This window comes from Paraperlucidibaca sp., from assembly GCF_982810325.1.
Genome location: NZ_CEYEMI010000016.1, coordinates 13711 through 40355 on the forward strand (window position 1 = coordinate 13711; position 26645 = coordinate 40355).

At 54.8% G+C, this 26645-nt stretch carries 29 protein-coding genes and 2 pseudogenes; 18 read left to right on the forward strand and 13 right to left on the reverse strand.

Annotation, left to right across the window (positions count from 1 at the left end; translation table 11 throughout):
• Positions 1-918 (forward strand): hypothetical protein (locus AC3DKE_RS07120; RefSeq protein ID WP_487990296.1); only part of this gene is annotated, 918 nt, incomplete at its 5' end.
• Here the strand turns inward: AC3DKE_RS07120 and AC3DKE_RS07125 are convergent.
• Positions 907-1947, reverse strand: coding sequence for a type IV pilus twitching motility protein PilT (locus AC3DKE_RS07125; protein ID WP_340675944.1), 1041 nt, complete (start codon positions 1945-1947; stop codon positions 907-909). The genes AC3DKE_RS07120 and AC3DKE_RS07125 overlap by 12 nt on opposite strands.
• A gap of 57 nt (positions 1948-2004) precedes the next feature.
• Between AC3DKE_RS07125 and AC3DKE_RS07130 the strand changes: the two genes are divergently transcribed.
• The 10 genes from AC3DKE_RS07130 to AC3DKE_RS07175 all read left to right on the forward strand — a co-directional run bounded on the left by AC3DKE_RS07130 (position 2005) and on the right by AC3DKE_RS07175 (position 9854).
• Positions 2005-2739 carry a YggS family pyridoxal phosphate-dependent enzyme gene (locus AC3DKE_RS07130; RefSeq protein ID WP_487990298.1) on the forward strand — a complete coding sequence of 245 codons (735 nt, stop codon included), beginning with the start codon at positions 2005-2007 and terminating at the stop codon, positions 2737-2739.
• Positions 2736-3560, forward strand: a complete 825-nt coding sequence (gene proC, locus AC3DKE_RS07135; protein ID WP_340675946.1) for a pyrroline-5-carboxylate reductase — start codon at positions 2736-2738, stop codon at positions 3558-3560. The genes AC3DKE_RS07130 and proC overlap by 4 nt, the downstream gene beginning before the upstream one ends.
• A gap of 65 nt (positions 3561-3625) precedes the next feature.
• Positions 3626-4204 carry a YggT family protein gene (locus AC3DKE_RS07140; protein ID WP_340675947.1) on the forward strand — a complete coding sequence of 193 codons (579 nt, stop codon included), beginning with the start codon at positions 3626-3628 and terminating at the stop codon, positions 4202-4204.
• Positions 4205-4215: 11 nt separating this feature from the next.
• Positions 4216-5394: a homoserine O-succinyltransferase MetX gene (metX, locus tag AC3DKE_RS07145; RefSeq protein ID WP_340675948.1), complete on the forward strand. Its 1179-nt coding sequence runs from the start codon at positions 4216-4218 to the stop codon at positions 5392-5394.
• Positions 5384-5983 carry a methionine biosynthesis protein MetW gene (gene metW, locus AC3DKE_RS07150; protein WP_340675949.1) on the forward strand — a complete coding sequence of 200 codons (600 nt, stop codon included), beginning with the start codon at positions 5384-5386 and terminating at the stop codon, positions 5981-5983. Before metX ends, metW begins: the two co-directional genes overlap by 11 nt.
• Positions 5983-6639: an RdgB/HAM1 family non-canonical purine NTP pyrophosphatase gene (gene rdgB, locus AC3DKE_RS07155; RefSeq protein ID WP_411729574.1), complete on the forward strand. Its 657-nt coding sequence runs from the start codon at positions 5983-5985 to the stop codon at positions 6637-6639. The genes metW and rdgB overlap by 1 nt, the downstream gene beginning before the upstream one ends.
• Entirely contained in the window at positions 6636-7898 is a 1263-nt protein-coding gene (gene hemW / locus AC3DKE_RS07160) for a radical SAM family heme chaperone HemW (RefSeq protein ID WP_487990299.1), read from the forward strand. The genes rdgB and hemW overlap by 4 nt, the downstream gene beginning before the upstream one ends.
• A 34-nt stretch (positions 7899-7932) precedes the next feature.
• Positions 7933-8394 carry a YaiI/YqxD family protein gene (locus AC3DKE_RS07165; RefSeq protein WP_340675952.1) on the forward strand — a complete coding sequence of 154 codons (462 nt, stop codon included), beginning with the start codon at positions 7933-7935 and terminating at the stop codon, positions 8392-8394.
• A gap of 3 nt (positions 8395-8397) precedes the next feature.
• A complete protein-coding gene (locus AC3DKE_RS07170) occupies positions 8398-8670 on the forward strand; it encodes a hypothetical protein (protein ID WP_484216962.1) in 273 nt (90 codons plus the stop codon).
• The gene (locus tag AC3DKE_RS07175; RefSeq protein WP_340675954.1) at positions 8667-9854 is read left to right on the forward strand and encodes a hypothetical protein; all 1188 of its coding nucleotides are present in this window, start codon (positions 8667-8669) and stop codon (positions 9852-9854) included. Before AC3DKE_RS07170 ends, AC3DKE_RS07175 begins: the two co-directional genes overlap by 4 nt.
• A gap of 18 nt (positions 9855-9872) precedes the next feature.
• Here the strand turns inward: AC3DKE_RS07175 and AC3DKE_RS07180 are convergent, their stop codons facing one another.
• From AC3DKE_RS07180 to trmB, 3 genes are read right to left on the reverse strand one after another with little or no spacing between them, the layout of a single operon-like run.
• Positions 9873-11666, reverse strand: a complete 1794-nt coding sequence (locus AC3DKE_RS07180; RefSeq protein WP_340675955.1) for a patatin-like phospholipase family protein — start codon at positions 11664-11666, stop codon at positions 9873-9875.
• Positions 11663-12448: an ion transporter gene (locus AC3DKE_RS07185; protein WP_411729571.1), complete on the reverse strand. Its 786-nt coding sequence runs from the start codon at positions 12446-12448 to the stop codon at positions 11663-11665. The genes AC3DKE_RS07180 and AC3DKE_RS07185 overlap by 4 nt, the downstream gene beginning before the upstream one ends.
• The gene (trmB, locus tag AC3DKE_RS07190) at positions 12432-13130 is read right to left on the reverse strand and encodes a tRNA (guanosine(46)-N7)-methyltransferase TrmB (RefSeq protein ID WP_487990302.1); all 699 of its coding nucleotides are present in this window, start codon (positions 13128-13130) and stop codon (positions 12432-12434) included. Before trmB ends, AC3DKE_RS07185 begins: the two co-directional genes overlap by 17 nt.
• A gap of 94 nt (positions 13131-13224) precedes the next feature.
• On the opposite strand from trmB, the gene AC3DKE_RS07195 reads away from it, so the two are divergent.
• Positions 13225-13875, forward strand: coding sequence for a YoaK family protein (locus AC3DKE_RS07195; RefSeq protein WP_379071426.1), 651 nt, complete (start codon positions 13225-13227; stop codon positions 13873-13875).
• A gap of 17 nt (positions 13876-13892) precedes the next feature.
• The gene (locus tag AC3DKE_RS07200; RefSeq protein WP_411729569.1) at positions 13893-14813 is read left to right on the forward strand and encodes a glutathione S-transferase family protein; all 921 of its coding nucleotides are present in this window, start codon (positions 13893-13895) and stop codon (positions 14811-14813) included.
• 13 nt (positions 14814-14826) lie between these two features.
• On the opposite strand, the gene AC3DKE_RS07205 is transcribed toward AC3DKE_RS07200, so the two are convergent.
• On the reverse strand, positions 14827-15609 hold the full coding sequence (locus tag AC3DKE_RS07205) for a thiazole synthase (protein ID WP_340675960.1): 783 nt from the start codon (positions 15607-15609) through the stop codon (positions 14827-14829).
• Positions 15610-15752: 143 nt separating this feature from the next.
• Between AC3DKE_RS07205 and AC3DKE_RS07210 the strand changes: the two genes are divergently transcribed.
• Complete coding sequence (locus AC3DKE_RS07210; RefSeq protein ID WP_411729568.1) at positions 15753-16292, forward strand: lipocalin family protein; 540 nt, start codon at positions 15753-15755, stop codon at positions 16290-16292.
• A 25-nt stretch (positions 16293-16317) separates the two neighbouring features.
• Here the strand turns inward: AC3DKE_RS07210 and AC3DKE_RS07215 are convergent, their stop codons facing one another.
• From AC3DKE_RS07215 to ftsY, 8 genes and pseudogenes are all read right to left on the reverse strand, one after another.
• Complete coding sequence (locus AC3DKE_RS07215) at positions 16318-18099, reverse strand: DUF4394 domain-containing protein (RefSeq protein ID WP_411729567.1); 1782 nt, start codon at positions 18097-18099, stop codon at positions 16318-16320.
• Between the two features lie 116 nt (positions 18100-18215).
• A complete protein-coding gene (locus tag AC3DKE_RS07220) occupies positions 18216-18725 on the reverse strand; it encodes a DUF456 domain-containing protein (protein ID WP_487990304.1) in 510 nt (169 codons plus the stop codon).
• Positions 18725-18925 (reverse strand): sulfur carrier protein ThiS, encoded by a 201-nt coding sequence (thiS, locus tag AC3DKE_RS07225; protein ID WP_340675963.1) that lies wholly within the window; start codon positions 18923-18925, stop codon positions 18725-18727. The genes AC3DKE_RS07220 and thiS overlap by 1 nt, the downstream gene beginning before the upstream one ends.
• On the reverse strand, positions 18922-19302 hold the full coding sequence (locus AC3DKE_RS07230) for a DUF423 domain-containing protein (RefSeq protein WP_340675964.1): 381 nt from the start codon (positions 19300-19302) through the stop codon (positions 18922-18924). The genes thiS and AC3DKE_RS07230 overlap by 4 nt, the downstream gene beginning before the upstream one ends.
• 9 nt (positions 19303-19311) lie before the next feature.
• Positions 19312-20172 carry an RNA polymerase sigma factor RpoH gene (gene rpoH / locus AC3DKE_RS07235; protein WP_340675965.1) on the reverse strand — a complete coding sequence of 287 codons (861 nt, stop codon included), beginning with the start codon at positions 20170-20172 and terminating at the stop codon, positions 19312-19314.
• Between the two features lie 74 nt (positions 20173-20246).
• On the reverse strand, positions 20247-21242 hold the full coding sequence (gene ftsX, locus AC3DKE_RS07240) for a permease-like cell division protein FtsX (protein WP_340675966.1): 996 nt from the start codon (positions 21240-21242) through the stop codon (positions 20247-20249).
• Positions 21239-21910, reverse strand: coding sequence for a cell division ATP-binding protein FtsE (gene ftsE / locus AC3DKE_RS07245; protein ID WP_340675967.1), 672 nt, complete (start codon positions 21908-21910; stop codon positions 21239-21241). Before ftsE ends, ftsX begins: the two co-directional genes overlap by 4 nt.
• 16 nt (positions 21911-21926) lie before the next feature.
• Positions 21927-22859: pseudogene (gene ftsY, locus AC3DKE_RS07250) on the reverse strand (signal recognition particle-docking protein FtsY); the annotation flags it as partial.
• 116 nt (positions 22860-22975) lie between these two features.
• Between ftsY and AC3DKE_RS07255 the strand changes: the two are divergent.
• The 4 genes and pseudogenes from AC3DKE_RS07255 to AC3DKE_RS07270 form a co-directional block, all read left to right on the forward strand.
• Positions 22976-24307 (forward strand): M16 family metallopeptidase, encoded by a 1332-nt coding sequence (locus tag AC3DKE_RS07255; protein WP_340675968.1) that lies wholly within the window; start codon positions 22976-22978, stop codon positions 24305-24307.
• Complete coding sequence (locus tag AC3DKE_RS07260) at positions 24304-25758, forward strand: M16 family metallopeptidase (protein ID WP_340675969.1); 1455 nt, start codon at positions 24304-24306, stop codon at positions 25756-25758. The genes AC3DKE_RS07255 and AC3DKE_RS07260 overlap by 4 nt, the downstream gene beginning before the upstream one ends.
• The gene (rsmD, locus tag AC3DKE_RS07265) at positions 25755-26363 is read left to right on the forward strand and encodes a 16S rRNA (guanine(966)-N(2))-methyltransferase RsmD (RefSeq protein WP_340675970.1); all 609 of its coding nucleotides are present in this window, start codon (positions 25755-25757) and stop codon (positions 26361-26363) included. Before AC3DKE_RS07260 ends, rsmD begins: the two co-directional genes overlap by 4 nt.
• A pseudogene (locus tag AC3DKE_RS07270) lies at positions 26347-26645 on the forward strand (hypothetical protein); the annotation flags it as partial. The gene rsmD and the pseudogene AC3DKE_RS07270, both read left to right, overlap by 17 nt.

Sequence of the window (26645 nt, forward strand, 5' to 3'; positions counted from 1 at the left end):
GAGTCGGCAGGCTTTAGTGGTCTGCCCGCAAATAATTGCCAAGCTACGGTCGTGCCTAGCGATTTAGCGCCCGCGGCTAACCAGCCGGCGGCCAATCGATCTTCGGCATTAATAGCTGCGCCAGGGCCTTTTGACCCCATGCAGACAGCACTGAGTCAAGGGCTAGCTCCTTGGACTAAGGGCAATAACTCTTCCGCAACCCTTATGGCCGCAATGACACAGGTGACATTGGCTAGCCTAGACATTGCCGACGTAGTGCTCAGCGCCAGTGCTGATTCTGCGCGCCAACCGCAGTCGGCAGCTGCCTTACAGCAAGCTGCTGGGCGCGATGTTTTAGCGCGCATGCAAGCGTTAGGCGATCGCTTGGCCACCACATTTCCAGCTAATGCCACCTTACCTGCGGCATTTAAAGATATGCCTACAATGACGGCGCAATATCGTAATGCCGTCGCAAGTCCGAGGCAGGCCAGTGCCTGCGAGCGCCAAGACTTAAGTGCGGTGGTGGCTCCCTTGGTGACTCTGGCACGCAGTTTGGCTGCCGCTGCTGAGGCAGCTGAGCAAGGCGTAGGCGATATTCCGGTTCTGGGTGGTGGCGCACGATTAGCCGCCAATGCGTTAGTGGATACATCCTCACTAATTGCCGCACTGGGTACGGTACAAACAAGTGCTATTAATGATGCAGCGCTAGGCGCGGTTAATCGCTTGCTGCGCAACCTAACCACTGGCGTACTGCCTTTTGATCAAGCTTCCCCCGAAATTGCTGAGGGTGCAGCGCTGCCAGGCAATGCACTGAGTGCGCTACTGATGACGGCAACACGCGAAGTTACTTTCCGTGTCGATCAGTTACTCGAGCCAATCTTGTCGCCAGTACAGCAAGTGCTTCATACCGTTTTTGCGGCACTTGGACTATCGCGATAAGGCAGCTTTAGTGGGTAATGCGGCCATGGCTTGTGCCATGGTTTGCATGCCCAATGACGCATGGGTTTGCATTATGTGCTCGATGTCACCTAGACGATGTTCGCGAATTAAGTGACGCACTGCAGGTGTGGCAACGAGCACTTCGCGACAAGCATGTGCTCGGGGTGCTGAAGCCTTAGCCGATGCAAGCTGGTCAGTTGTTTCAGCCGACCAAATCAGCTGCTGCGCCATGACTGCGCGCAAAGTATCGGCCAATTGCGCCTGAGCTAACTGGCGCTCATCCGCCGGAAATAAGCTGAGTAGGCGATCAATCGCACCAACGGCGCTGGCCGTGTGCAGCGTTGCCATCACTAAATGCCCAGTTTCAGCGGCCATCAACGCCAAGCGCGCACTTTCGCTATCGCGTAACTCGCCAACCAAGAGCACATCGGGGTCTTGCCGCAACGCGGCGCGCAGGCCATCGGCAAAGCTTGCGCAGTCGCGGCCGATTTCGCGCTGATTGACTAGGCCCAGCGCGGGGCTATTGCTGTGCACAAACTCAATGGGATCTTCGAGGCTAATGACATGACCACGCCGTTGCTCGCGCCAATGCCCCAGCCATGCCGCGAGTGTGCTGGACTTGCCTGAGCCAGTTGCACCAGTGACTAGCAGCAGGCCGTGATTGGCGAGTGCGAGGTCGGCATGTTGGCGGCTGAGCTGCACATCAGCAATGCTTGGAATATGTTCGGCAATCAGGCGCATGACTAGCATCCAGCCGCCTTGATGTGCCGCTAGACTGGCCCGCGCTCGGCCCAGCTCTGAGTGAGTCAGGCTGCTTTCAGCGCTAGTCAGCGCGCCACAAAAAGAGCCAAAAAGTGGCAGGACCTCAGGCCAAGGTGTTGGCGGGCAGAATGGCAAATCATCTATGCAGCGCAATTCACCATGCAGGCGAAAACGCAGCCGCTCGCCACTCACGGCATGTAAGTCGGCCGCGCCAAGGCTTTTCGCTAAAGCCCATGCCTGCGCAAGCCAGTTCGGTATCTCGGCCATTGGCATCTCCCGCAGCGCTAGGCCACAATAAACCTCTCTCAATATTTAGTTAGGCTCATGAACTCAGCTCGCGCTAGCGCATCCGACGAATTAATTTCACGCTGGCGGCAGGTCTTAATAGAAATGCGCCGAGCGAGTGCAGTGGCAGGCCATGAAGCAGAAGCTGTGCAACTGCTGGCAGTCAGCAAATTTCATGCTGCCGAGGCTATTGCCGCGCTTAATGACGCAGGCCAGCGTGATTTTGGCGAAAACTATGTGCAAGAAGCTTTGGAGAAAATGCAGCAGTTGCGTGGCCGCGATATTTGCTGGCATTTAATCGGGCCATTACAAAGTAATAAAACTGCCGAGGTCGCCGTCAATTTCGACTGGGTGCACAGTATTGACCGCCTGAAAATCGCTCGTCGTTTGAATGATCAGCGCCCAGATGAGCTGCCGCCCTTGAATATTTGCCTACAAGTTAATATTGATGATGAAGACAGCAAGTCGGGCTGTAGCTTGGCGGAATTGCCGGCCTTGGTAGAGGCAGTAATGGCGCTGCCAAGGCTGCGGTTGCGCGGGCTGATGGTCATTCCTAAAGCGGGCGAAACCAGCGCTTTTGCTACGCTAGCCAAGACACATGCCGCGATACTCGCTAGACTGCCAAGGCTCGCCGATGCACCATTTGACAGCTTATCCATGGGCATGAGCGCAGACCTTGCTGAGGCCATCGCGGCCGGTAGCACTTGGGTGCGCATTGGCACCGCCATTTTTGGCGCGCGACCTACTATTTCTTCAGTTGGAACCACCGCATGACACAGTTTCCCCGCATTGGTTTTATTGGCGCTGGCAATATGGCCTCGGCCTTAGTCGGCGGTCTATTAGCAAAAGGTTGGCCCACCACGGCACTGATGCTCACCGATGTTTCAGAAGCAGCGCTCAGCGTTCATGCGGCGCGGGGCTTGAGCACCGGCACCGATAACGCCGCTCTGGTCGCCAATGTTGATATCGTCGTGCTTGCAGTTAAACCGCAGGCCATGAAAGCCGTTACGCAAGCCTTGGCCACGACCGCTCAGCAGGCCAAGCCGCTATTTATTTCTATCGCTGCTGGCATCCCAGCCGAGAGCTTGTCGCAATGGTTGGGTGGTGATGCGGCCATCGTTCGCGCCATGCCAAACACGCCGGCGCTGGTGCAAGCGGGTGCTACGGGCTTGTATGCCAATGCCGCCGTTAGCCATGAGCAGCGCGAGCAAGCCGAACAAGTGTTGGCGGCTGTCGGTATCGCCTTATGGGTCGATACTGAAGCCAAAATTGATGCCGTCACCGCCGTTTCTGGGTCTGGCCCAGCGTATTTTTTCTATCTTATGGAAGCGATGATTAATGCCGGGGTAAAGCTCGGCTTAGATCCGCAAGATGCCCGTGATTTGGCCTTGCAAACCGCATTAGGTGCAGCGCAAATAGCGATTACTGCCGATGTTGGTCCAGCAGAGTTACGCCGCCGCGTGACTTCGCCCAATGGCACCACAGAGCAAGCTGTCGCCGTCTTTGATCGTGCTGGCTTGGCCGATATTGTCGAGCAAGCTATGCGTGCCTGTGCCGAGCGCGGTGAAAGTTTGGCTATAGAATTAAGCCATTAGGTTTTGGCTCACGAACGAAACGCATGAGCGGCAAGCAATTAATTAACGAATTAGGAGTGCGGTAAATGGATGCGATGAACCAAATCGGCTTATTGTTGGCAAACACGGTGTTCAGTGTGCTGATTTTATTGGTCTGGCTACGCTTATTGCTACAGGTTGCTGGCGCCGACTTCTTCAATCCCATGTCGCAGTTTGTGGTGAAAGTAACCTCGCCATTGCTGCATCCGCTGCGTCGCATTATCCCCAGTATTTTCGGTCTCGATACGGCAGCGATTGTGCTCATCGTCATCATAAAGCTGGTACAGCTCAGTGCTATTGCACATTTGACCGACCAAGCGGTGACACCGAGCTTGCTCTTGGTTACAGCGATTTTCAGCCTACTTTTAGCCGCCGCTGACTTCTTCTTCTGGGTCATTTTGGGCATGGTGATTTTAAGCTGGGTAGCGATGGCTTCGGGCGGTATGAGTCCAGCGATGATGCCGCTAATGCAGATTGCAGAAATTATACTCGGCCCATGCCGTCGCCTAATGCCGAGCCTGGGCGGCTTAGATTTGTCGCCAATCATTGCTTTTTTAGGCATTCAAATTATAGAAATCCTTTTGAAGTCAGCGTATCCGCAGGCTCTTATGCTGCTAGCAGGCTAATGGATGACGCCATGAGTACAGAGGCTTTTATTTACCCAGAAGGCAGTGTCGGTGTTGCGACGCCGCAGTATTTGCACGTCACCGAGCCCTTAGATTTGGCCTGTGGCCGTACTCTCAATACCTATGATGTGGTCTATGAAACGTATGGCACGCTGAATGCCGACGCCAGTAATGCGGTGCTGATTTGCCACGCACTGTCGGGGCATCATCACGCCGCTGGTTTTCACGAGGGCGAAGACCCAGCTACGGCCAAAACTGGCTGGTGGGATAGCGCCATTGGCCCGGGCAAGGTCATCGACACCGATCGCTTTTTTGTCGTCGCGCTTAATAACCTTGGCGGCTGTCATGGCACGACTGGGCCATCGTCAATTAATCCCGAGACCGGCGAGCCTTGGGGCCCTGACTTTCCCATTGTCGCAGTGCGCGACTGGGTGAAGCAGCAAGTACGTTTAATGGATTATTTGGGCATTGAACAATGGGCGGCTGTTGTCGGTGGCTCGCTCGGTGGCATGCAGGTGTTGCGCTGGAGTATCGATCAGCCGCATCGCATCGCCAATGCGGTCATCATCGCCAGTGCGCCCAAGCTTACCGCGCAAAATATCGCGTTCAATGAAGTCGCCCGCCAAGCCATTCGCCGCGATCCGGACTTCCATGCCGGCCGTTATTTTCAGCACGGTGTCATTCCCGAGGTTGGCTTGTCGTTGGCACGCATGGTAGGCCACATCACTTATTTATCCGATGACGCGATGCGGCAAAAGTTCGGCCGCGACCTGCGTAAAGCTACCTACCAATATGGCTTCGATGCCGAGTTTCAGGTCGAATCGTATTTGCGCTATCAGGGTGAGGTGTTTTCCAAGCGCTTCGATGCCAACACCTATTTGCTGATGACGCGCGTGCTGGATTATTTCGACCCCGCCCGCGATTACGATCACGACCTAGCGAAGACTTTTGCTAAGGCGCAATGTCGCTTTTTGGTGGTGTCGTTTACCACCGACTGGCGCTTTGCTCCGGCGCGTTCGCGTGAAATCGTTGATGCTTTGGTGAAGGCCGGCAAAGAAGTGAGTTACGCAGAGGTGGATGCTCCGCAAGGGCATGATTCTTTCCTGTTAAATAACCCGCGCTATATGGATATTTTCAGGGCGTTTATGACGCGTATTGCCAATGAGCGGGAGGCAGCCCATGCGTCTTGATTTAGCGTTGGCGCGGCAATGGATCGCGCCAGAGTCACGCGTGATTGACTTAGGCTGTGGCGATGGCGAGCTGCTAGCGCATTTGCGCGACACTTTAAATGTGCGCGGCTATGGTCTCGAAATCGATGCCGATAAAATCACCACGGCCATCGCGCGTGGCGTAAATGTCATTGAGCAAGACCTTAACCATGGCTTGGCGAATATTGAGAACGATAGCTTCGACACTTTACTGATGGCGCAGGCGCTGCAGGCAGTGCAGCGGCCCGATATTTTGCTCGATGAAATGGTGCGCGTGGCGCGCGAAGTTATCGTCACATTTCCAAATTTTGCGCACTGGCAAACCCGCTGGTATTTGTTCTATAAGGGCCGCATGCCAGTGTCGCGCGCCTTGCCATATGGCTGGTTCGACACTCCGAATATTCATCTTTGCACCATGCATGACTTTGAAGCGCTCTGCCGCAGCAAGGGTTTAAAAGTGCTAGATAAACTTGCGGTTGATCAAGATCAGCAGGGCAGCATTTTGGCGCGATGGTTTCCCAATATGTTCGGTGAGATCGGTATTTTCCGCGTTAGTCGGGGCGATGATTGATGAGTGAAGTCGAGACGAATGGCGGTAATAGGCCTACGGCCTCGCGTGAGTTTGTTCTAGCCACCGGCAATGAAGGCAAGCTCAAAGAGTTGCGCGCTTTGCTTGCGGATGTTGATGTCAGCGTGCGCTCACAGAAGGAATTTGCTGTGCCCGATGCCATCGAAGATGGCTTGAGCTTTGTTGAAAATGCGCTGATAAAAGCTCGCCACGCCAGTCGCTTAACCGGCCTGCCAGCACTAGCCGATGACTCTGGCCTCGCCGTTGATGCACTCGGTGGTGCGCCGGGCATCTACTCTGCGCGCTATGCCCTCAATGAGGTTGGCGCGCCCGCTGGCGATGCCGCAAACAATGCCAAGCTTTTGGCCACACTCGCGGCTATGCCAGCCGATACTTCACGGCGTGCGCAATTTGTTTGCGTACTGGCCTTTGTTCGCCACGCCGATGATCCGCTGCCTATCATCTGCCAAGCTTTATGGGCCGGAGAAATTACGCATCAGCCTTCGGGTGAGCAGGGCTTTGGCTATGATCCGGTATTTTATCTGGCCGATGAAGGTATGACATCGGCTGAATTGCCGCGCGAGCGGAAAGCGGCGCTAAGCCATCGCGGCCAAGCCTTGCAGCAGCTGCGCGCGCGCTGGAACGAAACCGGGCTGTGAGTGCGCCATTGGTCAATGTGCGCGCTCAAAAAGTGCCGCCGTTAAGCCTTTATGTGCACATGCCTTGGTGCGTTCGTAAATGTCCTTATTGCGACTTTAACTCGCATGCAGTGAGCGCCGACGGTGTGCCCGAGGCCGCCTATATCGATGCCTTGCTCAATGACCTCGACGCCGACTTAGCGCATTTTTCCCAAGACTGGTCGCAGCGACCATTGCAGTCGATTTTTATCGGTGGTGGTACGCCGTCATTGATCTCACCGAATGGCTATGTGCGCCTGTTTGCTGGCATTCGCGCGCGGCTGTCATGGGCTGATGACATCGAAATCACACTAGAAGCTAACCCCGGCACAGTCGAGCAGGGCTTGTTTGAAGGTTATCGCGCGGCCGGTATCAATCGCCTGTCCATTGGTGTGCAAACCTTTCAGGGCGAGCAGCTCAAAGCCTTAGGCCGCATTCATTCCGGCGATGAGGCTTTGCGAGCGGCAAGCACTGCGCGCGCGGCCGGTTTCGAGCGTATCAATCTCGACCTAATGCACGGCTTGCCCGGCCAAAGCGTTGCCGCCGCTTGCGATGATCTCGCTCAGGCCATCGCGCTCGGCGTTACACATCTGTCGTGGTACCAGCTCACGCTCGAGCCCAACACCGTGTTTTATCGCCAGCAACCCATCCTGCCCGATGAGGATGTGCTCGCCGATATTCAGGAGCAGGGCGAGGTGCTGCTGGCGCAAGCGGGCTTTCAGCGCTATGAGGTGTCGGCGTTTGCGCAGGCTGATCAGGCGTGTCGGCACAACCTGAACTATTGGCAGTTTGGTGATTATCTGGGTATCGGAGCAGGTGCTCATGGCAAGCTGACTTTAGCAAATAGCGCGGACATCACCACAGCCTCGGCCGAGATTTGGCGGAGCACGAAAACGCGAATGCCAAAAGATTATTTGGCTGCCTATAGCGCGGCGCAGAGTACGGGAATACCAAGCGTGGCCGCCTATCAAGCCAAATTAGAGCGCATCGCGAGCATCGACCTACCCTTCGAGTTCATGCTCAATGCCCTGCGCCTGACCAACGGCGTGCCCAGCGCTTATTGGTCAGAGCGCACCGGACTTTCACCCAACACCATTGCCAGCACGCTCGCCGAGTTACGCCGCCAAGGCCTGCTCGAAAACACGCCAGATCGCCTGCAAGCCAGCGCGCTTGGCTTACGCTTTCTAAATCGCGCTATTGATGCTTTTTTGCCCGAACACAGCGAGCCCGCATCGCGGTAGAATCGCTCCACAGATATTTCGAGATACCCGTGCCATGACGCAGATTTGGGTCGACGCCGACGCCTGCCCCGTGCCCGTGAAAGACATGCTCATTCGCGCCGCTGAGCGCACCCGCGTGCAGATTACCTTTGTCGCCAATCAACCCATTCGCCTGCCAGCCGGCTTGCCGATGAATGCCGTGCAAGTGCCACCTGGCTTTGATGTCGCCGACAACTACATCGTGCAGCATGCTAAGGCCAAAGATTTAGTCATCACGCAAGATATTCCGCTCGCCTTCGAGGTTGTGAAGCTCGGCGTAGTGGCGGTAAGCCCGCGTGGCCAGCTGCACACGCCGGAAAGCATTGGTCAGCGTTTAGCTATTCGTGACTTGATGAGCGACCTGCGTGACGCCGGCATGGTTCGCGGTGGGCCGCCACCATTTTCATCCAGCGATAAGCAGCAATTTGCTAAGCAGCTCGACTCTTGGCTGGCACATCGACCCAAGGCGGTGGTTTAAGCCATGTCCGAATCATTGACTCAGCTCGCTCTGCGCTTGCGCCGTCCGCAAGCCAGCTTAAGCGGCCTCGATGCCTTGAGTGATGCGCAATTAACGCAGCTGCATGAGCTGATCGATGCTGCCAGTGAGCGCGAACGTCAGCGCGTTCAAAGTCAGCTGCGTCGCGGCATTTTCTGGCCATTGCGTTGGCTCTTGCAGCGTCGGCATATTGCGCGTGACGCATCATTGCGCACTAGTAAGCGTTCGCTCGCAAACAGCCGCAGGTCGCGCAAATGAGCCGCTTAGCTAATCGTGCCGAAGTCATCAAGCTGGCGCGCTTTTTGTCAGTCAAGGCCGGCTCGCTGAGCTATCTACACGACTTACCTTCCGATGCCGTAGCGACATTACGCTCGGCCATTTCCGATGTATTGCATGATGAGTTGCGTGAGCCCTTGGGCCTGCTTGCAGCAGTCGCACGCTGGCTGCCGGCATGGGTGTCGGCGCTATGTGCTCGCTCGTGGTTTGGCGCACCAATGACAGCACGCTTAGCAAGCGAGCTGCCAGCATGGCGCGTGGCCAATATTGCCAAGTATTTAGACACTGAATTTCTAGCCGATGTCGCGATTGATCTTGACCCTCGTAGCGCCCGAGAGGTTCTGCATTTGTTAGCAGCGAAAAAAGTCATGGCCATTAGTCATGTGCTGCTGTTGCGCCGAGATTTCGTCACACTCGGCCGTTTCGTGGCCTTATTGCCCGATGACGTGCTGCAGCAAGTTGCTGTAAGTATTGAAGATGAAGGTGATTTGCTGCAGATACTGTTTTTTATCGAAGCCCGATACCGCATCGATCACATCGTGCGCCTAATTCCTACTGAGCGTATGCGGCGCGCAGTTTTGCTAGTCTGCGATGAGTCGCGCCGAGACCTCTGGCCCAGTTTATTGGCCTTGCTGACGCATGCCGGCTACGGCCTTAAGTGTGAACTTGGTGATTTAGCGGCAGAGCAGGGCGAGCGCGTACTAACGGCTATTATCGAGACCGTTCAGGCAGAAGACCTTTGGGAGGATGTGCTGCCGGTGGTGGTGTGCTTATCGCCCGAAGTGCAAAAACAAGTGGTGAATCTAGCCGCGCTGCAACGGCCAGAAGTGTTGCAGCGGATTATCAAAGCCACAAGTTACCGCCAGCTCTGGTCGGCCATATTGTGTTTGGCAGAAGTAATGAATAGCGCAGGCCGTGACAATTTGGCAGAGGTCATGGAGCAGGCCGATGACGAGTTCTTGGCGCAGGCGGCCTACGCGGCCTTGCTGCGCTCACAATGGCATACGCTATTGGATATCGTGCGGCGCTTAACGCCGGCGCGACAACAAGATTGTCATGAGATTCTGGCGCATTATCTGCCCAGTCTCGACAGCGAAACCGCAACATATTTGCAGGGCCTATTGAATGAGTATGGAATTAAACCGCGCCCATCTGCGCCTGCTTAAATACGCCGAGTCCCCGTTTTAACGCAGTAGCTTTTCACGGAGTGGTGTCAGCACTTCCAGGCCATGTTCATAGCCGCGCTGCACCAGCTCATCCATGCGTAACCACTCAAACATACCAATATCATCGATGGGCATGCGCAAATAGGTATCGGCGCGATCTATCGACGCTTGTAGCGTAATCGTGTCGCTGGTCAGTGTTGCTGTGCGCATCAAAATCTCACTCAAGCTCGGCGGCTGGCCTTCGCTTTTCCAATGCAATAAGGCACTTTGATCTGGCTCATTCATGCCGGCACCAGGTGCGGCCATATCGCCAACACTACCAACATTGCAGGCAATGATGACGCCGCGCTCGAGCTGCGCCATGACATCAGTGGGTAGATTATTGACCACGCCGCCATCACACAAAAGTTCGCCCTCGAAGGCAATGGGCGGCGCGACGCCGGGCACACACATGCTGGTGCCGACCCAGCTACCTAGCGGCCCGCTGTCATGAATGCCAGGCATACCAGTAGTGAGGTTGGTGGAAATGCAGTAGTAGGTGCGGCGCAATTCTTCAATGCGGCGTTCGCCAAAAATGGTCATTAGCCGCTGATGAAAACGCTCGCCACGGATAAGCGAAACCTTCGGCAGGGTGTAGTCGTTGAGGTAGTTTCGCGCGACAAAGGTTTCGTGGGCGATGTGAATCATTTCGGTGCTATCGAAGCCGCAAGCTAGGAGCGCGGCAACAAAGGCGCCCATGCTAGTGCCGCCAACGACATCGACTGGGATGCCAAGTTGCTCTAGTGCTTTTATCAAGCCGATATGCGCGAAGCCACGAGCGCCGCCACCGCCTAATACCAAGCCTATGCCGCGCCCAGATATTTGCCGGGCGAGGGCGGCTATTTCATGTTTGGCCCATGGGTGTAAAAAATAATGTGCGCGTGCGCCAGTGGCCTCAAGCCACTCTAATGTGTGCGGTGCGGCATCGCCCATTGGTCGTAATAATACTAGCTCGATCGGGGCCACCAAGCCGCCGGCGCGCAATGTTTCCAGCACGGGTGTGGCTTGCGGTTTTTGCCCAGACTCGGCCACTAGCAAGATGCGATCGGCTTGGCGCAAGCAGCGTAAAGACCAGGTGTCGGTGCCATTATCGGCAACATACATCACGAAGCGATGCTGGTGTTCTAGGCTGGCGAGCCAAGCGCAAAGTGCGACATCGGCGTCGCTACCATCTTGGGGCGTGTGCGAAAAGCCCGCACCAAATACGCTGTCGATATGCGCGGCGCTGACTAAGCGAGTTTCAGGCCAGCCACTCATGTGTCCGGTCAGTGCTTCAGCTAGCAACATCGCCGGGATGCCGCGGATTGCAGGCACAACAGCTAGCGTGCCGCCATCGGCATTCGCTTGTTTTTGGCGAGGATTAAGCGCATCACGCCCGCGTGAAATAATCAGTCGCGATAGTGCGACCAGTGTGTCTGGATGGCTGCGGATCAACGCCATAAAAGCGCTGGCAGGCAAGTTTAAAAGTAGGCAATCGCGTTGAGCATAAATTGTGCTATTGCGTGCTTCAGCGGCAACCACGCCCATTTCGCCCAAAAGCTCGTAGCGGTTCACATAGCCCAATATGCGCTGCTCTTTGCGCACCTGCAGGCGGCCATGAACCAGCACATGCAGGAAGCGTGGCGGATCGCCTGCGCGATATAAGCGCTGACCACTCATGAGCCGCTGCGGTTGCGCCATGATTGCTAAAGCGTTTAGCGCCTCATCGGGCAAGGCGCTAAACGCTTCTACTTTCTTTAGGCTCGCAACATAGTCGGGCTCATGCGCGGTCATTGGTTTTTATTAGCCTCTCGGGCGGCAACAGCAAGACGAATTTGATTAATATTTTCGCGCAGCATATCGGCAACTAGTTCATCGGTACGCGGGTCGAGCAGCACTTGTTCAATCACTCGCAGCGCCGTTTCAGTCGTGCCTTCAATGATTTCGTTGTAATACGGCATGCGTTTAAAGCGGCCGGTTTGTGGGTCATCGCGGAGCTTTTCGCGAATCATATCGCGCAGTTCGCTTTGGTTTTCTTCTAATGCCCGCGCGATATTTTGCGTGTAAGTGCCTTTCACTAGCACGTCGGCGACTTCATTTAGCACGGCGACGGTGACAGTGCCGCTAATGGCTTGCACGATGCCTTGCTTGAAGCGATTGACCAGCCGATAGGTGAAGTCTTCGCCAATGACTCGATCAGCGGCGACGCCCATCCGAGCCAATAAAATCACCACGCGAATTAAACGGAAACTGCGCAGGGCGGGGTCGGAGACTGGGATCATGCCGAGCACGTCGTACCAATTGCGGCCGACAAAACCGAGCGCCCATTTTTCTTCGCGCCAGCGCCACATGAAGTTTAAAAAGAACAGCCCACAGATGCTGTAGTCGGCCAAGATGATGGCTTCACTTTGCTCTGGTGTTACTGGACCCCAGCTTTCCCACGCGAGCAACGCTACCGAGATCAAGGCTAAAGCAAGCAGTAGCCAATCAGCCCAGTTGCCGCCTGTGAGTGGTTTTTGTGCGGCAGCTTCGCTGGCGCTAAGCGGAATGTATGGCGCGTTAGTCGACTCGGACATAAATGAGATCCCAGACACCGTGGCCTTGATCATGGCCACGCTGCTCAAATTTTGTCAGTGGGCGCCACGCAGGTCGCGGCATGTATTCACCTGGCTCATGGGCATTGTTAAAGCCGGCCGCAGCCTCCATGTGCTCAAGCATCCATTCGGCATAAGGTGCCCAGTCGGTGGCCATATGAAAGCGACCGCCAACGCTCAAAGTTTGACGCACCAGCTCAATGAGGTCTGGCCGTACAAAGCGGCGCTTATGATGCCGTGCTTTTTGCCACGGGTCAGGGAAAAACAGCTGAACGGTATCTACGCTTCCCGGCTCGATGGCCTGCTCCAGCACTGATACGGCATCTTCGCTGTAATAACGGAGATTAGTCACGCCTTGAGTGCCGGCATCGAAGCAGAGCTGAGCGACGCCAGGCTTGTGAATTTCTATACCAATAAAGTCGCGCTCAGGAGCGGCCTGAGCCATTTCAATCAGCGTCTGGCCCATACCAAAACCAATCTCGATAGTGAGTGGTGCTCGGCGACCAAAGATGGCTTCCGGATTGAGCTTTCCTTGCGCCAACGTGAGTTGCATTTTTGGCGCAAAATCGCTCATCCCTTGCTTTTGCGAGGTGTTAAGCGGCGATGTGCGCGGCATAAAGGTTTTGATGCGATCAGTAAAAGGTCGCGCTGGAGACTCGCTCATGCCATACACTCGATGAATAATAACTGTGCGTGATTGTACGGAACTTAGACTAGTCACACCAAGGGTTTGCGTGCGCTGTAGTAGGAGATGATGTGTGAAGCGATTGCCGCGATGGATTGAGTACGGTGCATTTTCCTTGGCCTTGTTGGCGGGTATCGTCAATGCCGTAGGGGTGATGGGCGTGGCGCCGCATGCGTTATCACACTTATCAGGCACTGCCTCCTGGCTAGGCGTAAGCGTTTGGCAGTCAGGCGCTGAAGTCCTGCACTTAACCTTTGTGATAATCAGCTTTGTCTGTGGCTCAGCACTATCTGGCGTGGTGCTAAGTGGTCGCGATGTACGTGCAGGGCGCCACTATGACGAGCTGCTGATCGTCGAAGGTATTTTTCTGCTTGTAGCATTCATGGCGCTTAGCAAAGGCTATAACTTTGGTGTGTATTTTGCTTCGGCTGCCTGCGGCTTGCAGAACGCGCTCGCCACGCATTACAGCAACGCCATCGTTCGTACTACGCATGTCACCGGCATCTTCACCGACCTCGGCTTAATGCTTGGTGGCTGGCTGCGCGGAAAGCGCTTTGATGCCCGTAAAGCGCGCTTGTTTGGCCTCATCATCGCGGGCTTTATTAGTGGCGGTATTATTGGTGCCAAACTATATTTAAGCGTGGGTCTGCTCACCTTGCTGCTGCCTGCGCTGCTGTGTTTTTGTTTGGCCGCGATGTATCGTGTGCTGCTCCGACCCTCTTAACATTGCCCGAGTTTTTTATGCCCACACTCATTTTGCACCACTACTTTCTGTCGCCATTTTCACAAAAAGTGCGCAGCATGCTGGGTTATTCAGGGCTTGAGTGGCAGTCGGTGCGCGTTGAGTCGGCACCGCCACGGCCTGAGCTTGAGCTGCTCACAGGCGGCTATCGAAAAGTGCCTGTGATGCAAGTTGGTGCAGACATCTTCTGCGATACAGCAATCATTTCCGCTGAAATTGCGCGATTGTCGGGGAAGCCAGATATTAACTTGGCGCGTGCGAGCGAGGATGAGCAAGCCTATGCTCGTCATACTGATGTGAAGATTTTTTTTGCGGTCTTGTTTGCTGCTGGCTCATGGGCATTGGCGAAAACTGTTTGGCGCGAAATGACGCTGAAGGCCATCGTGCGATTTTTTGCTGACCGTATTCAGATCGGTCGCACTAGCAGTGTTCGCAGTGCGCCGCCGAGTGCTGCTAAGTCGGTGGTGCGTAAGCATTTAGTGGCCACCGAGGCACGTTTGCAAAATCAGGACTTTTTGTTTGGTGATGCGCCGCATCATGCCGACTTTTCCACGTATCACAGCCTGTGGTTTCTGCGCGATATCGGTCAGTCATCCTTGCTAAATGACTTTCCGAAAGCTAATGCTTGGATGGATCGCATGGGTGCATTTGGTGAGGGCGTGAGTGTGGAAATCTCGGGTGATGCTGCGCTGCTAGCTGCCAAAAACGCCGAGCCACGTGCTATTGCCGCTGATCAAAAAGTAGATGCGCGAATTGGCCAGCGCGTGCGCATCAGCCCAGCCGATTACGCGAAAGACCCCACCGAAGGTGTGTTGGTTGGAGTAAGTGATGAGCGCTTTATCATTGCTCGCGAGACGCCAGCCTTAGGCGTTGTGCATGTGCATTTACCGCAGGCTGGCTATCGCATAGATGTGTGCTGAGGCGGTTTGAGGCTTAGCGAAACGCCATGCCATCAAGTGGGCTAGACGCGCTGGCGTAAAGCTTGCGCGGCATACGTCCGGCTAAAAATGCCTCACGTCCGGCTTCGACCGCTTTTTTCATTGCCGAAGCCATCAGCACCGGTTTGCCTGCTGCGGCAATGGCGGTGTTCATGAGTACACCGGCAGCGCCTAGCTCCATCGCGACAGCGGCATCCGATGCTGTACCAACTCCAGCATCAATGAGCACGGGCACCGTTGCCTCTTCCAGAATAATGCGCAGGTTGTACGGATTGACAATGCCCAGTCCTGAGCCGATCAACGAGCCTAAAGGCATCACCGCGACACAACCCATTTCAGCTAGAAGTCGCGCCGCAATGGGGTCGTCATTGCAATAAACCATGACTTCAAAGCCTTCTTTAATCAATGTTTCTGCGGCTTTTAAGGTTTCAGGCATGTTTGGGTAAAGAGTTTTCTGGTCGCCCAAAACCTCTAGCTTCACGAGTTTATGATCGTCGAGTAATTCACGTGCCAAGCGACAGGTTCGCACGGCTTCTTCGGCGCTGTAGCAGCCAGCGGTATTGGGCAAAATGGTGTAGCGGTCGGGCGAAATGACATCGAGCAAGTTTGGTTCGCCAGGCGTTTGGCCGATATTCGTGCGCCGTACAGCCACGGTGACTATTTCAGCACCACTGGCGGCAATGGCCTCGGCGGTCTCGGTCATGTCTTTATATTTGCCAGTGCCGACCAGTAAGCGTGAGTGAAACGTGCGGCCAGCGAGTAAAAAAGCATCCGACATGATCAAGCTCCAGCGTAGAAAGCGCTATTGTACGTCTCGGGCCTAAGTGCGGCCACTACAAAGCTATGGCATGTTTAGTTGCTGAGCAATCGCGTATATATGAGCCTCAGCTGGGCCGAAAACATTCAGAAAAAGAGAAAGATATGAGTATTATTTCCGTATGGGTAAAGCCAGTTGTAGCCGCATTGGCAGTCATTGCACTTAGCGCATGCAGCAATCATCCGCCATTAGTCACTGTGGCTGCGGTAGATCTCGAGCGCTACAGCGGCGATTGGTATGAGGTCGCGCGCTTACCCAATCGTTTCCAAACCGACTGTGCCGGCGATGTCATGGCGCGGTATAGCGAAAAGGGCGACGATATTGCTGTGCTAAACCGCTGCCGCCAAGCTAATGGCGAGATCATGTCTGCTGAAGGCACGGCCAAGGTAGTGGTGAATTCCGGCAATGCGCGTTTGCGCATCAGCTTCTTTTGGCCATTTTATGGCGACTACTATGTACTTGCGCTCGACCCCGACTACCAATGGGCATTAGTCGGTGCGCCAGGCCGTGACTATCTGTGGATGCTCTCGCGCACGCCGGAGCTACCTGAGGATATCCTCACCGCGCTGGTGCAGAAAGCTCAAAGCCTCGGCTTTAACACCGAGGCTCTGCAAAGGACCGCGCAGATTCAGCCGCTGCCATAAAGCGGGCGGCGGAGGGATGAGTTAACTAGCGCGCGTGAGTTTGGCCGAGTGCTAAGCCGCGATACGTTGCCATACCTGTGCCAATCGCGCCGAGATTGGTGGCAGAGCCGGTTGCTAGATTGATGCGATAAAGACTTGTTGTGCCGCCGACCGTCAGTGCAGCTAATCCTGAGCCGTTGGTAACAGCGGCATTATTAGCTGCCACACGGACATCTGATGGAATATCAAAGCCGTTGACTCGGGTGTAGGCCAATGTGCTGCCATTCAGTCTGACCGTCAATGGCAGCGTTTGTGTGCCCTCATTGGGTGGGTTCTGAATTGTTAGCTGCGAGCCTGTGTTGCTAAGGATGTAAAGTGAGGTGGTCCCCATTCCTGGTGCGCTGGCAACGCTATTAGTGTAAGCCGCACCTGATGCACCTGTAACGTTACTTCCCTTAATGCCTCCATCAGGGTTGGCGCCAGCAGCTACAGGGTCGCCATCAACGGGTGTGCCAGTGACTTGATTTAAACGTAGGTTAAGACCGGTACTCGTAGTAATTCGAATCCGATCAACACTCGGGTTAAAGTCGAAACCGTAAGTTTCTACCGTAGGATCGGGAAGATCTACCGGGGCACCCATGGCATCGACAAAAGCGATAGAGCCTTGTGTACCAATAGCTGATGCTGCGCCATTTTGGGGGTCGAGAAGATAAACCGTGCCATTATCAGCCGTTGGGTTAACACCTAGCGCAAAGAGTTGACCTGTAGCGGGGCGGAAATCTATGCCTACAAGGCTTTCACCCATCGGAAGGCCAGTAATAGTTGCTGTAGTGGTAATAGCTGGCTTTCCGATGGCAAAACGCACTAACTGGGTGCCATCCGATGATAGGGCGATAGCCGCATTTGATTCTGGATTTTGAACTGCGATGCCGCGCGCTGTTGCACCACCTGCAATGGCAGTGATGTTACTTATGGTGCCTGTGACCAGATTAACAGTTGCTAAAGATTCGGCTGTGTTAGCGCCAGAGCGCATGAGTAGGTAACCACTACCGGTAGTCACGGGGTTGTTGCTTGCAGTGACGCTTACGCCCGGCGCGATATCGAATCCGAGAACCGAGTTGATTCTCGGGGTCAATTCTTTAGGATCACTCAATGTTCCTGCATTTGGAGGGTTCTGAATAAACAAATTATCTGAGTTTTCATCGATAGTGTATTGCGTGGTGATGCCACCGTTATTGGCCACGTTATTGACATAGGCTGTGCCCTGCGCAGTCACAGAGATGCCATTGAATGAGCCATCCATATTAGTGCCTGCTAAGCCGTTGTCGCCATCAACAACTTTGCCCGTATTCGGGTTCATGCGGAAGTTTTTACCAAGACTATTAATGACGCGTAATCGGTCAACGGCGGTATTGAAGTCAATCTCGAAGCGAGTGCTACTGTTACCGATTGGAGCAGGATTTATACCATCAGTCGTAAAGCCACCTGCAATTCCCAGCGAGGTCGCAACTTTGGTTTCAGGATGAATTACGTAGAGGGTGACTGTGTCGGCATCAGAGTTGTAGCCAAGGCCATACAGAAAACCGTTTTGTGGCCGTCGATCAATGCTAACTAATGTATCGCCTAGGGTAAGGCCAGTTACTGCTCCGATTGTCGTTAAACTATTAGCTGGCGAAGCAAAGTCCATATAGGCGATACGATTGCTGTCGAGCAATACGTTTCCAGGTACAACAGCTGGCGTTACGTTGACGCTATTGCTGCTGCTGCCGCCGCAGGCGCTTAAAGCAAAAACAGCGGCAATAGTCACGCTCAGATCAGTTTTCTTCATTTTGGTCACGTCCGCAGTTTATTGACAGATGACTGTGACACAGTAGAAATGGAATCCGATCATGGACAAATATCGTACAAATTTAAAACAGACGAGCGGTTGACTTCAGGCTTTCTCTAAGCAATCACGCGCATAGAGATAAACAGCGTAATCATTATTAGGCCAATGACGAGTTTGGCGACGATGCCAATGAGCATGCCGATAGTCGCGCCCCAGCCGGCGCGACTGGCTTGTTGCCACGGCCGACCGGTAGATAGCTCACCAATCATCGCACCAATAAATGGTCCGAAAATCAGCCCAAGCGGGAATAAAAATAAGCCTATGATGGCACCAAGTAAGGCGCCGATGACGGCGGCTCGAGAAGCGCCACTGCGTTTAGCTCCGAGCGCCCCGGCAATGAAGTCGAGCGCGACTGCGGCAACACATAGCAGCGCCAGAATAATCAGCGTGCCGCTACCAACATAGTGAAAATTTTCGGCCCAAGCGGCGGTAAATAAACCCATGAGCAGGATGGGTGGCCCCGGAATTGCGGGCAGTACCATGCCGATCATGCCGGCAATAATCAGCAGCAATGAGAGCACAATCAGACTAGGCGTTAACCAATCTACGCCGACTAGAACATCCATCAACCGCCGCCGATGGCGTGGACAATTTCGATGGCATCATTCGGCTGCAAGGTATGGTTGGAGTGCTGGCTGCGGGGCACGATTTCGCCGTTACATTCTACGGCGATACGCTTACCAACTAGGTCTTGTGCGGCTAGCAGGTCGCTAATCGTGCTGCCAGCAGACATGGTAAGCGACTCACCATTAAGACGAATATTCATTTGCTTACTGCCCAAGCTAGCCAGAGCCAGCCGGCCATAAAGGCTAAACCGCCAATGGGTGTGATGGCACCAAACCAGCGTGGTGCGCCCAATGCCATGGCGTAAAGCGAGCCAGAAAAAATCACAATGCCTAGTTGCAGCAATAGAGCTGAAGTATTGAGGCCGGCAGCGGGCAGGCTAGGGCTTAGCGAAGGGCTAAAGCGCAATAGAATGCCGATGGCTAACAGGCCGAGCGCGTGTGTGGTGTGATAACCAACAGCGGTTTGCCACCAAGCCATTTGCTCCACGCTCAGGCGAGCTTTCAGGCCATGTGCGGCAAACGCGCCAGTGGCGATACACAGGGTGAGATTGATTGCCGCGAGCGAGAGCCAGTTCATTTGCTGTGCTTAAGCCACAAGCACGGCGCGAACTTTATCCATGGCATTTTTTTCTAGCTGGCGGATGCGCTCAGCAGAGATGCCAAATTCAGCGGCCAGTTCATGTAGCGTGGCTTTTTTCTCGCTCAACCAACGGCGCGCCAAAATGGCTTTGCTGCGGTCATCGAGCGTGTCTAGCGCGGCCATTAAACGCTCGCTGTTATTGCTCTCAAAGTCTGACGCCTCGATTTGCATCGCTGGGTCGTAGCGCTTGTCTTCAAGATAATGAATTGGCGCACGGCTCGCGCGTTCGTCGTCATCGTCTGGGCTGCCATCGATAGGCGCATCGAAAGACAGCAAACGGCCTTCCATCTCAATCACATCGCGTGTGCTGACGTTGAGGTCGGTCGCGATGGCTTCAGCTTCGGCCAGCGTCAGGTTGGCTGAGGACTTTTTCATCGAGCGCAGGTTGAAAAATAATTTGCGCTGCGCTTTTGTGGTGGCGATTTTCACGATACGCCAGTTTTTGATCACGTATTCGTGAATCTCAGCTTTGATCCAATGCACTGCAAACGACACTAGTCGCACGCCCATGGTGGGGTCGAAGCGCTTCACTGCCTTCATCAGGCCGATATTGCCTTCTTGAATCAAGTCGGCCTGCGGCAAGCCATAGCCAGAGTAGCTTTTGGCGATGTGCACAACAAAGCGTAGATGTGCCAACACCAGCTGGCGGGCGGCGTCGAGGTCTTGCTCGTCATGAAAGCGCTCGGCGAGCGTGCGCTCTTCATCCGCCGACAGCACCGCAACGCGGTTAGCAGCTTGAATATACGAACCCAGGTTTACGCCTGGAACGGTCACTGCGATAGGCGCTAGCGCCTGACAGTCACTCATGGTTTGTCATGCCTCCATTGGCAGAATATACAATACCCTTAACTATAAGCAGCGACGGTGGCCGCTGCAAGTAATCAGGGCTCAAGCTCGCGTAAATGGCGGCCTACTGCAATCCAGGCGCCGATTAAGCCGAGCAAACTGGCGCCAACTATCACGCCGAAGCCAACTGACAGTGAGGGGTAGCTCAAAGCAAATTGGCTGCCATATAAACGCGCCAAGGTCAGTACTGGTTCACTTAGCCAAGCAATGAGCCCGCTGACGGTGACTAAAGTGAACGCACCAGCGCTAAGGCCGCACCAAAAGCCCATATAGACAAAGGGGCGGCGGACAAAGGCGTGGGTGCCGCCGAGTAGCGAGGTGACACGAATTTCGTCACGACGCGACTCAATGCTCAGGCGAATGGTGTTGCCGACCACGAGCAGTGCGCCCAAAATTAACGTGCCAGCAATGGCCATGAGCAATCGCTCACCAATGTCGAGAGCCGTACGCAAACGTTGCACCCAAGCGATATCGACCTCGGCCAAGGAAACTTCAGGCCATTGTGCAAATTGATCACGCAGAGCAGTCATGGACTTGGTGTCGCTAGTGTCTTTGGGGAAGACTTCAAGCACGGCGGGCAATGGATTGCTGCCGAGCTGCTCTAGTGCCGGGCCATAATTAGATTTGGCTTTGAACTCTTCGAGTGCGGCTTCGGGCGTGATCAAGTTGGCACGGTTAACGCCGGACAGCGCTTGCGCCTGCGCCAAGACCGTGCGCTGCGTTTCAGCGTCGGTACCTTCTTTTAAGTAGACCGATAAGCGTGCGTCCGCATCCCAGGTAGCAACGGCTTGGCGCGTGTCATTTAGTAATAGGCCTAATGCTAGCGGTAAGCTGAGGGCAATTGTCATGACGGTAACCGTCATCAGTGTAGAAAGCGGTACGCGAGCGAGACGGCCGAAGCTGTCATTGGCTTCGCGGCGATGGTGCGCCAACCAGTGTTGAAAGCGCGAGCCTGCGGTGCTTTTTGAGCTGCGCGCGCCGCTGGGCTTTTTCGACTTTGGCGATTGGGCGCCGGCGATAGGCTGATTCATGTCGCGGCTCCTGTGTCGGCGACCAGTTGGCCGGCCTGCAGCGTCAATAGGCGATGGCGGAAGCGGGCAATCAAGGCGAGGTCGTGAGTCGCGACTAAGATGCTGACGCCGACGCGCGATAGGTCTTCAAAAATATTCATTACTTCCACGGCAAGTTGTGGGTCGAGGTTGCCGGTGGGCTCATCGGCCAAAATGACTGAAGGCTTGCCGACTACGGCGCGAGCGATGCCGACGCGTTGCTGCTCACCACCAGAAAGCTCTAGCGGCATGGCTTTGGCACGATGCTTGAGGCCAACCAAATCCAGCGCTGCATAAACCCGATTTGGAATGTCGCGTGGTGGCATGCCGGAGATGATCAGTGGCAAGGCAACGTTGTCGAATACGCTGCGGTCATCGAGCAAGTTGTGATCTTGATAGACCATGCCGATGTCCCGACGTGCAAAGGCAACTTGCTTGCCTTTGAGCAGGCCTTGATCGCGGCCATTGACGATAACTTGGCCACTGCTGGCTTTTTCAATGCGCATGATGAGCTTAAGCAGCGTTGATTTGCCGGCGCCTGAATGGCCGGTTAAAAAAGCCATTTCACCTGTGGGCAAATCAAAGCTGAGTTCACGCAGGGCGTCAAACTGTGGCGGGTAGCGCTTGCTGACGGATTTAAAACTGATCATTCCGGGCTCCTGTTAGTTACTGGCGGCTGTCGTCAAACAGGGCGCTGACAAATTCTTCTGCTTCAAATGGGCGTAGGTCATCGATGCCTTCACCGACACCAACAAAACGAATGGGCAGGTGAGTGCGGCTGGCGATATTAAACAACACGCCGCCTTTGGCGGTGCCATCGAGCTTGGTCACGGTGAGGCCAGTGAGCTTTACCGCTTGGTCAAAATCACGCACTTGGTTGAGCGCGTTTTGGCCAGTACCGGCATCGACCACCAACATGATTTCGTGCGGCGCTGTGGCATCGATCTTTTTCAATACGCGCACGACTTTACTGAGTTCGTCCATCAAATGCGATTTGTTATTTAAACGTCCTGCGGTGTCGGCAATTAGCACATCCATGCCGCGCGATTTTGCGCTTTGGTAAGCATCGAATAATACCGAGGCGGAATCTGCACCAGTGCCTTGCGCGACCACGGGCACATCATTGCGTTCGCCCCAAGCCTGTAGTTGCTCAACGGCGGCAGCGCGGAATGTGTCGCCAGCCGCTAACATCACTGCACGACCTTCACGCTTATAGCGCTGCGCGAGTTTACCGATGGTGGTGGTTTTACCGACACCATTTACACCAACGACCAAAATGACAAACGGTTTTTGCAGCTCGCCAATGCGCAAATGCTGTTGGCGTGGGCTGAGAATTGCGGCAAGTTCGCTGCGCAGAGCATCGAATAATGCGTGCGAGTGCAGCAGCTCTTGCCGTGAGACGCGCTCAGTTAGTGCATCAACGACGCGGCGTGTGGCCTCGACACCAACATCGGCGCTAAGTAATTGCGTTTCAATATCTTCTAATAATTCATCGTCAATTTCTTTGGCGCCGATGAGCAAAGTTGCCATGCCCGAACTAAACGACTTGCGGGTTTTGCTTAAGCCCGACTTCATGCGGCTAAAAAAACCGCCGTCTTCAGAGCTTTCGTGTGAACTCATGCTGGTATCCAGTCGTAGTACAAGTGTCGCGGCTAGCGGCCCGCGAGGGATGCGCTATGCTACCACCCTTGTTATTGACCCTAAAGGATGAACCTATGCGCGGTGCGAAGCGATTGGCCTGGATTCTACTCGGTGTATTGGTGAGTCCGGCGCTGTGGGCGCAAGCAGAGGCTGTGCAATTTCGTCTCGATAATGGCTTGCGTGTGGTTGTGCAGCCTGATGATCGTGCGCCTGTGGTGGTCACGCAGGTTTGGTATCAGGTTGGCTCAGCAGATGAGCCGCCGGGCTTAACGGGCATTTCGCATGTGCTCGAACATATGATGTTTAAAGGCACGCCGACAGTGCCGGCCGGCGAATTTTCGCGCGTTGTTTCGCATATGGGCGGTGACGATAACGCTTTCACCACCGATAACTACACGGTGTATTACCAAAATCATGTGGCCGACCGACTCGCGCTAGCGCTGGAAATGGAAGCCGATCGCATGCAGCACGCGATCATCGATCCCGCAGCGTTTGCCAGCGAGCTTCAGGTCGTGATGGAAGAGCGCCGCTTGCGCACCGACGACAATCCGCAAGCCTTGGCCTACGAGCGCTTTCAACTCATGGCCTATCCCAGCAGCTCGCAGCGTAATCCCACTGTGGGCTGGATGGATGATTTAAAACAACTGACTGCGGCTGATGCTAAAGACTGGTATCAGCGCTGGTACGCGCCAAATAATGCAGTGCTTGTCGTGGTTGGTGATGTACAGCCGGAGCAAGTAAAAGCGCTAGCTCAAAAATACTTCGGTGACATTGCCGCGCGTGATTTACCTCGCCGCGCCAGCAGCCGTGAGCTGGCATCGCCGGGTGAGCGGCGCATGACGCTAACGCTGCCGGGGCAAGTGCCAGCAGTATTCATTGCCTATAACTGGCCAAGTTTAAGCAGCGCTGTTGGCGCGCAAGATGCCTATGCGTTGCGTCTACTTGCCGGCGTGCTAGACGAGGGCATTAGCGCACGCCTAGAGCGCAAAGTAGTGCGTGCCGGCAAGGCTGCGGCCGTGCGTTCGGGCTACGATATTTTGTCGCGCGGCGATACGCTGTTTACCATTACCGCTGTTCCGGCACAGGAGCAATCATTGGCAGCATTGGAGGAAGCGGTTTTGGCGCCCGTGCTGGCTTTGCGTGAAGAGTTAGTGACACAGGCCGAGATAGATAGAGTGCAGGCCAATGTCATTGCGCAGTCAGTATTTGTTCGCGATGAAGTCGATGATCAGGCGCAACTTTTGGGGCGTTTGGCGAGTAATCATTTGGCGCTAGATTGGGCCGATGGCTATGCCGATCAGCTCAAACGCATCACGCCCGAGCAGCTGCGCGAAGTCGCTAAGCGCTATCTAACTAATGACCGTTTGAGTGTTTTGCATATGCACGTTAAAGGAGCGCAGCAATGAGTCTGCGCCTAGTTGTTTTGAGCTTTTCGCTATGCCTAATGAGTGTCGCTTGGGCCGGCCCTGAACATGGTGGCGTTAGTCCTGGGCCATTAACCGCTTTAGAGAAGTTGCAGAGTGCTCCGGCCTTAGTTGCCGAGCGCAACAACACACCAGCGGTTCATGTTGCGCTAGAGCGTTGGACTACCGACGAAGGTCTGCGCGTGATGTGGTCGCGCAATACCCAGCTGCCATTGCTCGATATCCGTTTGGTGTTCGATGCCGGCGCGGCTCGCGAAGGCGACTTTCCGGGCGCAGCAGCAGCGGTTTCTAGTCTGCTTAATGAGGGCACCCGCGAGCGTACGGCACAGCAAGTAGCTGAAGGCTTTGAGCAGATAGGCGCGAGCTTTTCCGCCGCAAGCTATCGCGACATGGCCTTGGTGTCATTGCGCGTGATGAGCGATGCTGAACGCCGTAATGCGGCTGCTGCATTGCTCAGCGAAGTGGTCAGCGAGCCACGTTTCGCACTCGATGACTGGCATCGTTTGCAAGAGTCGATGCGGCTGAGCTTGCTACGCCGGCTGCAATCACCAGCTGGCCGTGCGGGGCCTACGTTTTATCAATCGCTCTACGGCAATCACCCGTATTCGCGTACGCCGGGTGGCGATGTCGACAGTATTAAACGGATGATCCCGGCAGATATTGCCGCATTTCATCAGCGCTATTACACCGCAAAAAATGGCGTGTTGGTGCTAGTTGGCGACATTACGCGAGCAGATGCTGAGGCTCTGGCAAAGCAACTTTCTCAGGCCTTGCCCGCTGGTGAAAAGGCTGCTGCTCTGCCCGCAGTGAAGCCCTTGGCCAAGCCTGAGCGCGTGCATCAAGTATTTCCTTCTGAGCAAGTGCATATTGTGCTCGGTGAAGTTGGCATTAGTCGCAGCGACCCCGATTATTTCGCCTTAATGGTGGGCAATGAACTGCTAGGCGGTAGCGGGTTTGGCACTTTGCTCACGCGCGAGTTACGCGAAAAGCGCGGCCTTACTTACAGCGTCACCAGCCAGTTCATCCCCATGCGCGCGGCCGGCCCGTTCCAAATCAGCTTCTCTACGCGCCATGACCAAGCGGCTGAAGCCTTAGCGTTAACACGTCAATTACTCTCTGATTTTGTTCGCCAAGGCCCGAGTGAGGCTGATGTGAGTGCTGCCAAGGCGAATCTATCGCAGGCCTTTCCGCGCAGTGTGGCGAGTAATGATCAGGTCGCTAGCTTCTTAGCCATGATCGGTTTTTATGAGCTGCCAGATAGCTTTATCGATGACTATATTGGCCAATTGGCGGCCGTGGATTTGGCGCAAGTACGTGCCGCCATGAGCCGACATATTCATCCTGAGCGCTTGTTGGTAGTGACGGTCGGCCGTCTTGATGAAAAGCCTGCGACTAAAGCTGGTGCAAAAAACCGTTGGCGCTTAATAAAATGAAAGCCGCAAAATCTAGTCGTGGCGGCACCCGCACATTACGCATTATCGGTGGCCGCTGGCGCAGTCGATTATTAACCTTTGTCGATGCGCCAGGACTGCGCCCAACGCCCGATCGTGTTCGTGAAACTGTGTTTAATTGGCTGCAATTTAATGTCCCCGGCCGTCATGTTTTGGATATGTATGCCGGCAGCGGCGCCATGGCCTTTGAGGCGCTGTCACGCGGCGCTGCCAGTGCCACGATGATTGAGTTCGATCAAGCGCAAGCGCGCGCCTTGCAAGCGACGGCGCAGAGCTTAGCGGCGACAGAGGCACGAATCATTCGCGACGATAGTCTGCGCTGGCTGGCCTCCGCTACATTGCCTGAAGGTGGCTATGGCTTGATCGTGCTCGATCCGCCATTTCACCTTGGCCATGTCGATAAAACATTGGCGGCGTTAGAGGCCAAAGGTTGGCTACAAGCCAATACCTGGATCTATGTTGAAACTGAATTAGCACCTGAAGAACTCACGCTACCATCATCTTTAGACTTGCATCGACACACGCGTGCAGGCATGGTTTGGGCCTTGTTATTTCGCGTGGAGACCGAGGGTGACGCAGCAAGCTGAAATAAACGCCTTTACCCCCGGACTAAGCCGTAGCCCATTTAAGCCGGCTTGGTGGCTGCATAACGCGCATTTACAAACCTTATATCCAGCGCTGTTTCGCAAACTTAGCGTGCCTTCCCGGGTGCGCGAAAAAGTCGCTTTGAGCGATGGCGATTGGCTGTATCTCGATTGGCGCCTGCCAAAAACCTGGAAAGACTCGGGCATGCCCTTGGTGGTTATTGTTCATGGCCTTAGCGGTTGTAGCAGTTCGTCATACGTTGTTGGTCTGCAAAAAGCGCTGGA